This is a genomic window from Streptomyces sp. NPDC050161, from assembly GCF_044460025.1.
Taxonomy (GTDB): domain Bacteria; phylum Actinomycetota; class Actinomycetes; order Streptomycetales; family Streptomycetaceae; genus Streptomyces.
Genome location: NZ_JBITJM010000016.1, coordinates 166468 through 180924 on the forward strand (window position 1 = coordinate 166468; position 14457 = coordinate 180924).

Consider the following 14457-nt stretch of genomic DNA (forward strand, 5'->3'; position numbering starts at 1 on the left):
GCCCCATGACCACAGCGAACGAACCCGCGGGCGCGGCGACAGCGGCACTCCGGGAACTGCTCGACCTGCTGACCACCGACACGTCGGCCGAGCAGCTGTCCCGGCCCGCCGACCGGGCACGCGCCGCCGGGGCGAACACGCAGGAACAGCGCGCGATCGACGACGCCACCCGGGTCGCACGGGACATCCACCGGACCCTGACCCAGCGCCGGAGACGAGAAGCGGAACTCGCCGCACTGTTCGACACCGCAAGCGACTTGGCCGCACTGCGCGACCTGGACTCCGTGCTGCGGGCCATCGTGCAGCGGGCCCGTACCCTGCTGGGCACCGACATCGCCTACCTCACCCTGATCGACTTCGGGGTGGGGGACACGGTCATGCGGGTCACCGTCGGCTCGGTATCCGCCAAGTTCCAGCAACTGCGCCTGGCCATGGGCGAAGGGCTCGGCGGCCTCGTCGCACAGACCGCCCGCCCCTACGCCAGTACCGACTACCGCACCGATTTCCGCTTCACACACACCGGCAGCATCGACGAAGGCGTGGACGAAGAAGGACTGCGCGGCATCCTCGGCGTCCCGCTGCGGGTCGGCTCACAGGTCATCGGCGTCCTGTTCGCCTCCGACCGGACACCACGCGAGTTCACTCCCGACGCCATCGCCCTGCTCGCCTCGCTCGCCGACCACGCCGCAGTCGCGATCGACGGCGCACGCCTCCTGGAAGAGACCCGCTCGGCACTCGTCGAACTGAACGCGGCGAACGAGAAGGCCCGCGCGCACAGCGAAGCGATGGCCCGCGCGGCCGACACCCACGACCGGCTCACCGATCTGGTCCTCACCGGAGGCGATGTCGACGACGTCGCACGCGAGATCGCCGCCCTCCTCGACGGCGGCCTGGCCCTCCATGACGCGGACGGCACCGAACTCGCCCGCGTGGGTACCGCCCCCCTGACCCCGCCCGAGCAGGGGATCGAAGCCTCCCGCACCGGCGGACGGGCCGTCCCCGTCGACGGCACCTGGGTCTGCGCGGTCCTGGCAGGCCCCGAACTTCTCGGCAGCCTGCTGCTCACCGGCCGGGCCGGCCTCACCGCCGACGACCGCCGCCTGTTCGAACGTGCCGCCCTCGTCACCGCGCTCCTGCTGCTGCTGCGCCGGTCCGTGGCCGAGGCCGAGGACCGGGTACGCGGCGAACTCCTCGACGACCTGCTCACCGTGCCGCCCTCAGGGGGGCTCCGCGACACCGGCAGCCTGGCGCTGCGCGCAAGGAAACTGGGCATCAACCTCACCCGTCACCACGCCATCCTCGTCGCCAATTGCGACCCTGACCTGCGATCACGTCTGCTGGCCGAAGCAGCACGCCGGGCCCGCATGCTCGGCGGCCTGGCCGGGACGCGCAACGGGTACACCGTCCTGCTCGCGCCCACCGCGGACCCGGGACCACTCGCTCACGACCTGGCCCAGGAACTCACCCGCGGCCTCGGCACTCCCGTCACCATCGGCGCGGCGGGCCCCACCACAGGGGCCGAGTGCCTTCCCGACATCTACGACGAGGCACACCGCTGCCTCGGAGCCCTGGAAACGCTCGGTCGCTTCGGCGAAGGAGCCGGCCCGGCCGAACTGGGCTTCCTGGGCGTCCTCTTGGGCGAGCGCGCGGACATCGCCGGATACGTGGACCGCGTCCTGGGCCCGGTGATCGACTATGACACCCAACGCGGCACCGAACTCGTCCGCACGCTCGACGCCTACTACGACCACGGCGCCAGCCTCGCCAGATCCAAAGATGCCCTGCACGTCCACGTCAACACCGTGGTGCAGCGCCTCGACCGCGTCACACAACTCCTCGGACCCGACTGGAACACCCCCAGCAAAGCCCTGGAAATCCAAGTCGCCCTGCGCCTGCACCACCTCGTCCAACAGCGCACTCACCGTTGACCTGCGATGCGGTGACACAAAGTGCACACTCGCTCCCTCTGGGTTACGTTCCGGGTAGTCGCCAGTGGGAGAGACAACATGAGTTACACGCTGTTGCGTGGCCTATTCGTCATCCGTTACCCCGACCTGCCCCGGCAGGGGCCGGAGCCGGACGGTGACACGGTCAAGTTCAGGCCGGACTCGCCCGCCCTGGTCGAGGGGCTGCCCCGGCCGTCGGGGATGCCGCCGGACATCAATGCCAGAGGCATCTCGGTGCGCCTTGAGGCGATCGACGCGCTGGAGACGCACTTCGGTGGGACTCACCAGGAGCTGGTCGGCGCGAACGCCGCCCGCGAAAGGTTGCTGGCGTTGCTGGGCTTCACCGGCGTCACTTTCTTCGAGGACCACCCGAACAAGGTCGAGGCGGCCGACCAGGACAGCCTTCGCGGCTATGTGCTCTCCAACGGGATCGACGCCAACGGGCGGCTGATCGGGTTCGTCTTTCCCGGCGACCCCGTCGAGCCGGACGGGGCGGACGTGTTCCTGGAAGAAGCCCGGGTGGACGCATCGCCCAACGCGACGCTGATGACGGAGGGGCTGGCCTACCCGGCGTTCTACGCGACCCTGCCCGTCGCGCTGCGCATCCACCTGGCAGGGAAGTCGCGGGCGGCACGGGCGGCGAAGGCCGGGCTGTGGCGAAACTCGACGGCCGACCCGAACGGCAAGGCCACCGTCGCGGACCTCAACGCGCTACGGCAGCTGGTGATGTGGCCCAAGCTGTTCCGGCGGCTCGTGCCCTACTTCGCGGCCGGGGCCACCGACTTCACCGGGTTCGATGCCTGGTTGCGTGCCGACAAGGTGCACCGCGACGACCCACTCTTCCTCCTGGACCGGGGCGAATTCGGCAACCTGCACGACGTGATCAGCGCCGGGGGCAGCAGCATTCAGCTCACGGTCTGGCCTGAGGAGTTCATCATCAGCCCCGACCCCGCACCGCCAGGGGTGTCCACCTCTCCGTAGGCAACGAGGCCGGGACCGTCGAGGAACTGAAGCAGCACGGCGGCCTCCGCGCGCAGTTGCGCGGCTCGGCCGGCATGCGCGGGCGCTGAACTCCCCACCCCTCAGGCGCTGTTGAAGGACGACCTGGCGCTGTCGAGGGTGGCCTCCATGCGGGCGACCTGGCCCCGGGTGAACATGAACATGGACTTGTCGTCGGTGTAGTCCATGTAGTTGACGAACATGTCGCCGTCCGGCCCGTTGCTGCATGACAGCCGGGGGAAGGCCGGGGTCTGGAAGTTGGGGCCGCCGGAGTTCGGGGTGTCCGCGACGAGGTCGCTGCCGTTGCAGCCGTTGTCGTCGTCGCCCCAGATGTGCAGCAGGTTGAGCCAATGCCCCACCTCGTGGGTGGCCGTGCGCCCACCGTTGAAGGGGGCGGAGGCGGTGCCGGTCGTACCGAAGAACCGGTGGCCGATGACCACCCCGTCCGTAGCCGCGGGGCCACCCGGGAACTGGGCGTAGCCGAGTATCTCGTTGGAGTCCCTGGGGTCGAAGATGCGCGGACAGACCCAGAGGTTGAGGTAGCGGTCGTCGGGCCAGGCGTCGTGGCCGCCGCTCGACGCGTGTTTGGCGGCGTTGGTCCGTATGTTGAATTGCGTGTTCTGTGTCTGTGTGCGGGTGATGCCGTCGGTGGGCTGCCCCTGCGGATCCTCTGTGGCGAGGTGGAACTCGATGCGACTGTCGGCCACGAGCGGTTTCCAGACCTCGGGAACCCTGTCGATGTCCGGATTGAGGGCCCGGAAGTCCCGGTTCAGCACGTCGATCTGGCTGGTGACCTGGTCCTCGCCGATGTTCTGTGCGGCGGTGTTGAACAGTACGTGCACCACGACCGGGATGCGGGTCAAGCCGACGCGTTCCGTTGCTGCGATGCCGATTTCGTAGGCGAAGGCCTGGTTCTCGATCTGGATGCGGTTCGCGGCGTATGCCGGGTCATCGGCCATCAGCAGATGGTGCACAGGCATCGTGCCGCAGCCTCGGCGGGTAGGAGTAGTGGTCGCATTATTCTCTGACATATCGCACCTCCAGGTTTGGCCGCGGGGCGCGGCTGTGGCCGGTGAGGTATTGCAAGTAGTCTAAATAAGCCATGATGGTGCGAATGCAATAATCCACTAACAGGCTAGCATTTGTTGCGAATCGGGGCAAAAGATGCTTCGGCGGAAGGTCGGAACGATGAGCGAGCTGCCTGCCGAACTGTTCCGGCAGTGGACCCACTCCTACGAGGAGGACGCCGAAGGCGTGACCGTCTACCGTCCGGTCGGCTATCCGTTTCCGCCCGCGCGCGGTCGCAGGGGCATGGAGATCGTCGCGGACGGCACCTACATCGATCACGCCATCGGCGCTGCCGACGTACCCGATATCGTCCCCGGCCGCTGGTCGACGGCGGACGGGCGGTCACTGGACATCAGCTTTCCCGGCACCGACCGGCCGGTCCGCCGGCTCGAAATCCTGCAGTGCGACGGCGAATTGCTGACGGTACGTGCTTCCTGAGGCAGCCGCATTCCCCCGGCCCTCCCGTCCGTCCCCGTCGTTCCGATTCCGCTCCCGCTACCGGGTCAGGTGCGCGCGGGCAAGGGCGGTGAGTGCGCTGCGGGTCTTGGACGTCTGCGGTGAGGGAGGCTGGAGGCCCAGGTCGAGGAAGGCCCGTTCCAGCAGGTCCTGTGCACCGGATGCTTCGGCAGGGTGCGCCCGGAGTGACAGCTCCACGAGGCGCAGGTCGGGGCCGACGCTCCAGAATTCCGCGGTGAGCGGGTGGATCAGGTCGCGGCGGGAGGGCTTCCACTTGATGGCCTGGACCGGGCCGAGCGGCACGAGGTCCGCCAGGTCGTCGTCGGTGACCTCGACGCTCGCCAGCAGCTCTCGCTGGTCCCGGGTCAGCCGGGGCCGACGCGATTCCCTGTCCCCCTCTCCCTCATCTGCGGTGGGCCGGCCGAAATCGCCTTCCACCTTCAGCGAGGCCGCCCAGGCGCGATTGCGGCCGGTCCAGTCCTCCTCGATCGTGAACTCCCAGTCCTTCCCTTCGCGATTCACCCGCCAGTCGGCAGGCAGCGCGTCCAGGACGCACGGCCGCAGTTTCACGGTCAGGTCGTCCGCATCGCCCTTCGCGGACTTCCGCAACCGGATGACAACTCCCGCCTCCGACAGGGGAAGACGGACGTTGTCGCCGTCCGTCCACGGTTTTTCCCAGAAGTAAATCGTGAGGCCCTTGCCGTCATCCGCCTCCAGCCCGAGCATCCGAAGCGCGGAATCGGCCGCCTCACCGGACATACTGAGCTTGACTTCGACATCGGCGTTCTTCAGCGCATCCGCCATATTCCCTTTATCGCATGCGGGTACCCGGCGCGCATCCCTCATCCCGTACGCGAAAGGGCACGGGTGAGGGCACGCGAGAGGGCACGCGAAAGGGCACGCGCGCCGAAAGCACCTCACACGGCTCCTGCGGTGCACGAAGGCCAGTCGTTGATATGTGGCCACCTGACGGAAAATCACCGCACCGGCATCAGTGACATGCGGAGGCGAAGTTACCGCCCGCCGTCCGGTTGCCGACCCCGCTGGGGCATGTCACGGTGAAATGAGGACGCATGCGAAGGGCGGGGCCAGCCAGAGGCGAGGGGCCCGACGAGGGGTACAGCCATGCCAGGCTTTGAACGGTATCGCTACCACGCAAGCGACGATCCGGAGGCGGGTGGCGCACATCCGGGGCCTGAGGCGGTGCGCGGGGTAGGCGCGCCGGAGGGCGCCGAGGACCGGGGAGCCTTCAACTCGGCTGAGACCGCCGCACGTTTCTACCTGGCCGAGAAGCTCGGCAGGGCGGAAGCTCCGGAGCTTCGTGCCGCGGTCAGGGAGGACCGGCCCGAGCGGGTTCCCGATCTGGCCCTGCGCGGGGCGCGCCGCCAGGTCGGCACAGGCACCACCCTGGTCCGCTTCGACCAGACTCAGCAGGAGATCCTGGTCTTCGGCGCCGAGGCGCTGGTCGAGATCGACGAGAGCCAGCGGCTGGTCTCGATCGACTGCCGGCTCGGAGAGGTGTCCGGCGTGGGCTCCGTACCCGAACTGTCGGGCAACGAGGCGCTGGAGCGGGTCAAGGCGGCGACCGGGAGCACCGTCGACGCCGAAGAGCTACCGCCACCGACACTGGCGTATGTCAGCCAGGACGACCATTGGCACCTGGCGTGGCACCTGCGCAAGGTGCCGGCCCAACTGCCCGAGTCGCGCCGCGAGGAGGGCCAGCGCGGCCATGGCCTCGACCCGTCCCCGCGCGACGACTTCCCGCTCACCGGCTACCTCGTCGACACCCACTCCGGAGAGATTCTCCAGTCGTACGGAATGGCCCCCACGGTTTCGGTGCCCACCCGGCTGGAGGGCGACGACGAGGTCAGCGTCCATCACCGGTTCCGGGGCAGTCACCGGGACAGCTCCTACTTCTTGAACGACAAGTGGCGGCAGATCGCCACCTACGACCTGGATTTCGCCGACCTTGCGGGAGCCCAACTGCCGGACTCGACGATCGGCTCGTCGGATGCGGACTTCGGCGCTGACCACCGGGCCGGGGTCTCGGCCCATGTCAACGCGGAGCGGGTGGAGAGTTTCTACCGCCAGCAACTCAACCGGGACGGTATCGACGACGCCGACATGGAATTGGTCTCCGCAGTCAACTGCACCTACCGGCGCCACGGGGCGGGGCCCGAGTGGCGCAACGCCGTCTGGTGGAACGGGCGGATGTGGTACGGCCAGACCTCCGAGGGAGACCGGCTGGTCAGCCTGGCCCGCCATCTCGGCATCATCGCGCACGAACTGACCCACGGGGTGATCGAGACCTCCAGCAACCTCGTCTACCAGGATCAGTCCGGCGCGCTCAACGAGTCGCTGGCCGACACCATGGGCATCATCATCGCCAACTGGTACCAGGCGCCCGACCATGCCGATGTGCGTACCTGGAGCTGGGAGATCGGGGCCGACCTGGGCCGCGACGGCCTGCCGCTGCGCGACATGAGCGACCCCACCCGGACCGGCGATCCCGACCATATGCGCGACTACGTGCACACCACGGCCGACAACGGCGGCGTGCACACCAACAGCAATATCCACAACAAGGCGATGCACCTCATGCTCACCTCGGTGGACGGAGCAGGAAAGCCGCTCCTCACGGTCGAGGAATGGGCGCTGTTGGTCTATCTCGCCCTGGTGCGGTTGCTCACGCAGTCGGGTTTCGAGGACATGCGCCAGGCGCTGCGGGACGTCACCAATACGTACCTAGCCGGAAATACGGCCGCGTGCACCGCGACGCTGGCCGCAGTCGACGACGCCTATCGAAGGATCGGCATCGCCTGAGATCGGCCCACAGCTCACCCCGACCGCAAGTGAGCGCGCAGCACGGCGCATTCGCTACCGGACCGACCGGGTTTTCGCTCCCCGCGTCTTCTTCATTGCCTGCTGGATCACACCACCCGTTCAGCAGGCACGCAGGTCACCTCGGGCATGGCATGTATCGATTAACCAACTGCCCCATGGATTTCCGAGGCGGCAATTCCCCGCCGGGTCTGCGCTCCGGCTCACGGTTTGACCACCGAAGCGACTGAGATACGTAAGAGCGCGTCACGCCAGGCCCCTGCACTGTACAAACTGCCGATAGAGGAGAGAGCCACGTGTCCGGCACTCAGGCGTTTGACGTCATCATTGTCGGCTCCGGAGCCGCCGGGGGAATGGCGGCGTACGAGCTTTCTTCGGCAGGTCTGAAGGTCCTCATGCTGGAGGCCGGCCGGGACTACGCCCCCGGAACCGAGACACCGATGTTCCAGACGCAGGAGGATGCGCCACTGCGAGGGGCGACGACGTCGGACAAGCCGGCCGGCTTCTACGACGCCACGGTCGATGGCGGAGCGGAGATCAGTGGCGAGCCCTACACCCAGGCCAACGCAGCAGAGCCGTTCAGTTGGTGGCGACCGCGGATGCTCGGTGGCCGGACCAACCATTGGGGCCGGGTGGCGCTGCGCTTCGGTCCTTACGATTTCAAGCCGAAGACACGCGACGGACTGGGTTTCGACTGGCCCATCGATTACACGGATCTTGCGCCGTGGTACGACAAGGTCGAAAGCCTCATCGGCGTCACGGGCCTGCCGCACGGCATCGAGAACGCACCCGACGCCCCTCCCGGTGTCCAGCTCCCGCCGCCGCCCCCGCGCGCCCACGAGGTCGTCCTCTCGCGGGCATTCGAGAACATGGGAATGAAGGTGGCGGCCATCCATGCGGCCGTCCTCACCCGCCCTCTGAACGGCCGCGCGGCGTGCCTGTACGCGACCCAGTGCACGCGCGGCTGCTCAAGCCAATCAAATTTCCAGAGCCCGACCGTCCTCATTCCTCCCGCTCGGGCCACCGGAAATCTGACCGTTCTGTGCAATGCCATGGTGTCCCGGGTCGACGTCGACGACACCGGGCGTGCGACCGGAGTCACCTTCCATGACCGTGAGACCGGCTCCGAGTTCTCGGTCCAGGGAAGGGTGGTGACACTGGCGGCGGGCACCTGCTCGTCGGTGCGCATCCTGCTCAACTCAAGAAGTGATGCGTTTCCCAACGGCATCGGAAACAACCACGGATTCGTCGGAAAGTATCTGATGGATTCGGTCGAATTCTCAAGGTCGTCGCGGATTCCGATGCTTGAGAAGGTGCCGCCGCAGAACGATGACGGCATCTTCACGCCGCATGTCTACGTGCCGTGGTGGCTGGTGCGCGAGCAGGCGGCAGGGAAACTCGATTTCCCGCGCGGCTACCATATCGAGCCGCGCGGAGGGCGCCGGATGCCCACTACCGGCGTGGGCAGCTTCGTGGATGCCGGAAGTGCGACCTACGGTGATGAGCTGCGCGCGGAGGTCCGGCGGAAGTACGGCACCTTCGTCACCCTTATCGGCGAAGGCGAGATGATCCCGAACGAGGATTCCTTCTGTGAACTCGACCCTACGACCAAGGATAAGTGGGGAGTTCCGGTCCTGCGCTTCCATTGGAAATGGGGTGAGTCGGAAATCCGGCAGACCATGCACATGCAGACCACGTTCAATGAGGTGTTCCGCAGGCTCGGAGGCGCGCCGGACACCACTGCGTTTCAGATGCCGCAGGGTGGTGGAGCGGTTCACGAGGTCGGCGGGGCGCGCATGGGATCGTCGCCGCAGAACTCTGTGATCGACTCCTACAACCAGTGCTGGGATGTGCGGAACCTGTTCGTTCTCGACGGGGCAGCCTTCGTGTCGAGCCCGGACAAGAACCCCACGCTGACGATCATGGCTCTCGCCGCCCGCAGTTCGTCCCGCATTCTCGAATTGGTGAAGAGCGGCGGTCTTTAACTGCCTTTGGTGGCACGACCACGCGGAATGGGTGTCCCGACTTCAGTTGACCAGGAACGAGAGGGAGCGATGGACCAGGACAATGTCGCCGAGGCCGGTGCCGAAGCACAGGGCTACGGAACCGATCCCAATCTCGTGACGCCGCACGCTCCTTGGCCGCGCACACTTTCAGAGCACGAGCGCGCACTCATCTCGACCCTCGCTGACCTCATTCTGCCGGGCACCGATGAGTACCCGGCGCCGAGTGCGATGGGAATCGTCGAGTTCTTCGACGAATGGGTGAGCGCCCCATACAAGACGCAACAGCAACATAGAACAGTCATCACGACCGGGCTTGCCATGGTCGACGCAGAAGCGCGCCGTCAGTTCGAGAGCGATTTCCTGGAGCTGGACGTACCCCGGCAGCGCCAGATTATCGATCAGATCGCGTCGACCACTGCCGTGGACAGAAAGTTCTTCATCAGATTCCGGCACCTGCTGCTCGGCGGCTATTTCACGTCCGACATCGGGTTCAAGGCGATCGGCTACATCGGCAACGTACCGCTTCTCAGCTTTCCGGGTGTCACACCCGACGTCCAGCGCATCATCGACGATGAGCTTGAAATGCTCGGCCTGTAGCGTCCATTCGAATACCGCAGGGGTGCTGTGCATGAAGACGATCAGGGAATACGTCGAAGCGGAGACTCTGTCGCTGGATGACCTCAAGGGCGCGCTGCAACTGGCGATGCGTCTGGAATTTGCGACGATCCCGCCGTATCTGTGTGCGCAGTGGTCGGTCAGACGTGACCCGGACCGCACGGAGGGCGTGCTCCACAGGATTGTCAGCCAGGAGATGCACCACTTCGCCCTGGCCGGGAACCTGCTGTCCGCGATCGGCGGTCAGCCATCGATTGCCCACGCAGATTTCCTGCCCACCTATCCGGCCAACGAACTACCCGGAGGTATTTCACAGGAGATTCCGATCGACCTGAAGCCGCTGCTCAAGGAGCAGCTCGCGGTTTTCATGCAGATCGAGTATCCAGATTTCCCTCCCGTTGCGCTCGTGCCGGAGCAGCCGCCCGCAACGATCGGTGCTTTCTACGACAGAATCATCACGGCGTTCGATACGCTCATGCCCGCGATCGATCAGAATGCCCATGCGGTGGATGTGCCTTTCACGAAGCCGATCAGAAGTATCGCCGACGCGATCGGGGCAATCGAGAGGATCAAGAGTGAGGGGGAGGGGGTTCGGGGATCTCCGGATCAGCCATCCGGAGAGGCGCAAGGGCGCGCACACTATTACCTCTTCAAGGAGCTGTTCGTTCAGAAGAGACTGGTCAAGGTCGGCGAAAAATGGAGCTTCAGTGGAGCTCCCGTCACACTGCCGGAAGTGTATGACTTTGAACCCTCCGACGCCCGGCCGAACCCGTCAACCGAGTTCAACCGCACCTTGTCGAACCTGCTGGTCGACCTGGAAAAATGCTGGACAATGGGCGATGCCCCGAACGTGGCAGCCATGTTCCAGCTGCGCATCGTCGGACAAGACCTCATCAAAAAGGGAATCCGTCCGGAATTCCGGTGGGATGGCGGAGCGGTCTGAGCGCCGCGTCGGGCGCACGGGTGGCCCGGCCCGATGGCGCGTTTCCTGCCGGGCGCCTTCCGCGGTGAGCCCCGATTCCGCCGCACAGCGGGCCGCTCCATCTGAGCTTCAGCTGAACGAAGCCAGCTCCCGGTGTGTGGACCAACCGCGCAGTGCCACCTTGTCCTTGAAGTTTCCGACGTTCGTGTCGACCGGTTGGTCGGTGTACTGGTGGAACAGCCACGGGTGCTGAATGTCGGGCCGACCGGGCCTGCCGTTGTACTGGGCTATCCACAGGCCGTCCCCGGCGAAGGACGTGGTGTCACGGTTCAGCCAGAAGTCCCGGTTGCAGTAGAGCACCGTCTTGTGCCCGGGCGCGCGGCGCTGCACGCGCTTGATCCAGCTGTCCTTGAAGGAGTTCGAGACGCCCCGGTCCTCCCAGTCGAAGGCGAGAATGTCCCCGTCCGCCAGCGTGATCTTGGAGAGGAAGAAGTCGGCCTGGGCTTCAAAAGATCCAGGCCGGACGAAATGATAGAAGCCGGTCACCAATCCGGCGTCTCGTGCGGTCTTGCGTTGAGCGACCCACTTGGGGTTCGTGTAGGTGGTGCCCTCCGTGATTTTGATGAAGACAAAGGAGAATCCGTCGGTGCGGTATTGCTCCGACTGGAATGACGAGACATCAATACCCTTGATGGTCATGGTCGCCTCCTTAGGCGACGGCGACCGACCTGGGGACTCGCGCGCACGCTGCCCAGGGCAGTCACGGCTCATCTCCATTTTCGCGCTGCGCCTCGACCGTGGCATCTGGATCAACCTGCCAGGCCGGAGCGCGACGCAGGCACCGCAACCACCGTCGGCCCTGTGCCTGAGCCGCCCAGGCGGGCACATCGCCGCGGACCGAGCCATGGTCCGCCGGGTCGGACGTCGTCGCGCTTCACCGCCAGGAAGCCGGCCGTCTGTCTGCGACGTTCACTTCGTCCCTCCTGGACAAGGCGGTTCCCGGCCCGTCGCCGCCGCCCTCGCCCGGATGGCGCGCCAGGTCACCCCTCGGAAGGTTTGTGGACGAAAGGTGATGGGGCGGTCGTCGGCGTCGGTAGGGATCTGGGGCGCCCCACTCGGGCGTCCCGCTCACAACTAGGAGCAACATGGCGAACGGTGTCGCGTTCGTGCGGCAAGACGCGAGCAAGATGGATACCTGGGATCCGGTGCTGTACTGGTATGCACGGGCCGTGGGAAGGATGCAGCAGCGGCCGGCCACGGACCCGACAAGTTGGGTCTTCCAAGGGTGTATCCACGGCGTCCCGCCCACGATCACGGAGACGAACGAGGCATTCAACCAGTGTCCGCACGGCGGCTGGTTCTTCCTGCCGTGGCACCGGGGCTACCTGTACTACTTCGAACGGATTGTCCGGGCAGCCATCAAGGAGATCGCCGCCGAGGAGAAGATCACCCCCGACCCCTCCACCACCTGGGCACTGCCGTACTGGAACTACGCGCTGGACGCGCCCGACCCGAATCCGGCCGATGACTTCACCTCGCGCGCTCTTCCGGAGGCATTCCGCACCCCGAAGATGCCGTCCCACCCGGACGCCGACGACCTGACGGCCGACAACCCCCTCTACCTTTCGGACGCACAGGTGCTCCGACCGGACTTCTGGAACATCCCGCATCGCGCCCTGGACAAGAACTCGGCCTTCGAGGTGCTTCCCTACACGGACGTCAATCCCTTCCGCGCCATGAGCCAGACGGTCTTCTCCGCCACGCACAGCCGTCAGACGGACCAGCCGAGCTTCGGCAGCGAGATCAGCTATACCTCCATGATCCACTTCCGCCGTGGCTTCGGTGAGCTGGAGAACGTCCCGCACAACCAGGTCCACGGTGGCGTCGGCGGTTGGATGGGCGCCGTGGCGGGCGCCGCCCGCGATCCGATCTTCTGGCTGCACCACAGCAACATCGACCGGCTCTGGTCGGGCTGGCTGAGCAAGGACAACCTCAACCCGGACCACACGTCCTGGCTGGACCACCAGTTCATCTTCTTCGACGAGAACGGGCAGATCCAGCGGCCCACGAGCAGGGACTTCCTGGGCATCGATCCACGCGACTACGCATACGAGGCCCTGACCGAGGGGACGGGAACCCGGCCCGCGGTCGTGCCGCCGGCCCCGGTCACCCGAGCCGGCGAACGCGTCCTGGCCGCCGCCAACCCCCGGCAGGTCCTCAGCGTCCACGGGCCGACCGAGGTGAGCCTGGAGCCGGTCGGCGACGCCGGCCGGTCCATGCGGGCCATGGCCGCAGGCCACGCACCGGAAACCGGCCTGATCCTCACCGTGCACGGTGTGCGCACGGACGTGCCGCCCGGAACGCCCTTCCACGTCTTCCTCAACGGCCACGGCGGTGAACTCGACCCGGCCGGGCCCTACTTCGTCGGCTGGATCTCCTTCTTCGGCGCGGCGGACGTCGATGGTTCCCTGCACGACCACGGCGGCCACGACGCGAGTTTCGACATCACCGAGCAGGTCCACCGGCTGCACGAACAAGGGCTGCTGCCGGACGGGCCGGTCACCGTCTCCCTCGTGCCGTCCGTCCCCCGTCCCGCACCGGCACCCGCCGAAGCCGCCCCCGCAGGTGCCGTCGCGGAGGCCGCGCCACAGCCCAGCTTCGAACGCGTCAGCCTCACCGCCGTGTAGCCCGTCCCACTGTCGCAGCACATCCGTCGGCCGTCGGCTGACTCGGCATCAGCCGGCGGCCGGTGGTGCCGGAACACCATCGGCCCGCCGGACGGAACTGGTCAGCGCAGGACCAGCACGGCTGCCACGGTGACGGCGGCGGCCGAGCCCAGCGCCAGCAGCACGGGCGGCCCCGCCAACTCCCCGCCCGCCCGGCGGCGTCGGGCCAGCGCCAGGGCCGTGCCCGCACCCCGCAGCAGTACGCCCGCGACCACAGCGAGCAGCACTACGTGCACCCACTCCGGCACGGGCACCACCAGGGTGATCCAGCCGCCCACGAGCGGGCTCAGACAGACGGCGGCCAGCCACGGGGCCAGGGGCCGCCGGCCCCGCGCGTCGAGGACCGCGGTCAACGCGAGTCCTTCACTGACGGAGTGCACGACCAGCGCGGCCACCACAGGAACCGAGGCCAGCAGGACGACCGTCATGCCCTCCACCAGCCGGTGCAGCACGAGAGCCACCGCCGTCCCGGCACTCAGCAGACGCCCCGGCTCACACCGCCGGCGCAGTAGGCGCCCCGCCGATGCGAGGGCGAAAACCAGCACGGCGGTGACCGGCACGACCCAGCGGGACAGCCCCGCCTCGTCCGCCTCGTGAACGGCGTGCGGCACGATGTCGGCCCCTGCCACGGCCAGCAGCACCCCCGACGCGGCCCCGAGCAGCACCGTCGAACGATGCGACCACCGCCGTCCCGACCACGCCCCGACCAGCGTCCCGGCCGCGATCAGCACCAGCCCCAGGTACTGACCGAGGCTGAATTCCCCCGCCCACGACAGCGCGACCCGTGCCCCCGCGTCGACAACCGCACCAGCCACCGTTCGCCCTTCATGAAGCGAGTGCAGGAATTGGGACCGATTCCCGTGACGCTGCCACGTCTC

At 67.0% G+C, this 14457-nt stretch carries 12 protein-coding genes; 8 read left to right on the top strand and 4 right to left on the bottom strand.

Annotation, left to right across the window (positions count from 1 at the left end; genetic code table 11):
* Positions 1-5 precede the first annotated feature (5 nt).
* Both ACIBK8_RS24930 and ACIBK8_RS24935 read left to right on the top strand, forming a co-directional pair.
* A complete protein-coding gene (locus ACIBK8_RS24930) occupies positions 6-1928 on the top strand; it encodes a helix-turn-helix domain-containing protein (protein WP_399044068.1) in 1923 nt (640 codons plus the stop codon).
* A gap of 78 nt (positions 1929-2006) precedes the next feature.
* The gene (locus tag ACIBK8_RS24935) at positions 2007-2927 is read left to right on the top strand and encodes a hypothetical protein (RefSeq protein WP_399044069.1); all 921 of its coding nucleotides are present in this window, start codon (positions 2007-2009) and stop codon (positions 2925-2927) included.
* A gap of 101 nt (positions 2928-3028) precedes the next feature.
* Here the strand turns inward: ACIBK8_RS24935 and ACIBK8_RS24940 are convergent, their stop codons facing one another.
* On the bottom strand, positions 3029-3925 hold the full coding sequence (locus ACIBK8_RS24940; RefSeq protein WP_399044070.1) for a zinc metalloprotease: 897 nt from the start codon (positions 3923-3925) through the stop codon (positions 3029-3031).
* 208 nt (positions 3926-4133) lie between these two features.
* Between ACIBK8_RS24940 and ACIBK8_RS24945 the strand changes: the two genes are divergently transcribed.
* Positions 4134-4451: a hypothetical protein gene (locus ACIBK8_RS24945; RefSeq protein WP_399044071.1), complete on the top strand. Its 318-nt coding sequence runs from the start codon at positions 4134-4136 to the stop codon at positions 4449-4451.
* Positions 4452-4508: 57 nt separating this feature from the next.
* Here ACIBK8_RS24945 and ACIBK8_RS24950 read toward each other — a convergent pair whose 3' ends face one another.
* A complete protein-coding gene (locus ACIBK8_RS24950; RefSeq protein WP_399044072.1) occupies positions 4509-5273 on the bottom strand; it encodes a hypothetical protein in 765 nt (254 codons plus the stop codon).
* 399 nt (positions 5274-5672) lie between these two features.
* Between ACIBK8_RS24950 and ACIBK8_RS24955 the strand changes: the two genes are divergently transcribed.
* From ACIBK8_RS24955 to ACIBK8_RS24970, 4 genes are all read left to right on the top strand, one after another.
* Positions 5673-7292 carry a M4 family metallopeptidase gene (locus tag ACIBK8_RS24955; protein WP_399044073.1) on the top strand — a complete coding sequence of 540 codons (1620 nt, stop codon included), beginning with the start codon at positions 5673-5675 and terminating at the stop codon, positions 7290-7292.
* 314 nt (positions 7293-7606) lie between these two features.
* Positions 7607-9295, top strand: a complete 1689-nt coding sequence (locus ACIBK8_RS24960; RefSeq protein ID WP_399044074.1) for a GMC oxidoreductase — start codon at positions 7607-7609, stop codon at positions 9293-9295.
* A 69-nt stretch (positions 9296-9364) separates the two neighbouring features.
* Complete coding sequence (locus tag ACIBK8_RS24965) at positions 9365-9913, top strand: gluconate 2-dehydrogenase subunit 3 family protein (RefSeq protein ID WP_399044075.1); 549 nt, start codon at positions 9365-9367, stop codon at positions 9911-9913.
* Between the two features lie 31 nt (positions 9914-9944).
* Positions 9945-10874 (top strand): ferritin-like protein, encoded by a 930-nt coding sequence (locus ACIBK8_RS24970; protein WP_399044076.1) that lies wholly within the window; start codon positions 9945-9947, stop codon positions 10872-10874.
* Positions 10875-10982: 108 nt separating this feature from the next.
* On the opposite strand, the gene ACIBK8_RS24975 is transcribed toward ACIBK8_RS24970, so the two are convergent.
* Positions 10983-11552: a glycoside hydrolase family 25 protein gene (locus ACIBK8_RS24975; protein ID WP_399044077.1), complete on the bottom strand. Its 570-nt coding sequence runs from the start codon at positions 11550-11552 to the stop codon at positions 10983-10985.
* Positions 11553-11998: 446 nt separating this feature from the next.
* Between ACIBK8_RS24975 and ACIBK8_RS24980 the strand changes: the two genes are divergently transcribed.
* Positions 11999-13540, top strand: a complete 1542-nt coding sequence (locus ACIBK8_RS24980) for a tyrosinase family protein (protein WP_399044078.1) — start codon at positions 11999-12001, stop codon at positions 13538-13540.
* A 101-nt stretch (positions 13541-13641) separates the two neighbouring features.
* On the opposite strand, the gene ACIBK8_RS24985 is transcribed toward ACIBK8_RS24980, so the two are convergent.
* On the bottom strand, positions 13642-14394 hold the full coding sequence (locus ACIBK8_RS24985) for a hypothetical protein (protein ID WP_399044079.1): 753 nt from the start codon (positions 14392-14394) through the stop codon (positions 13642-13644).
* Between the last annotated feature and the right edge of the window lie 63 nt (positions 14395-14457).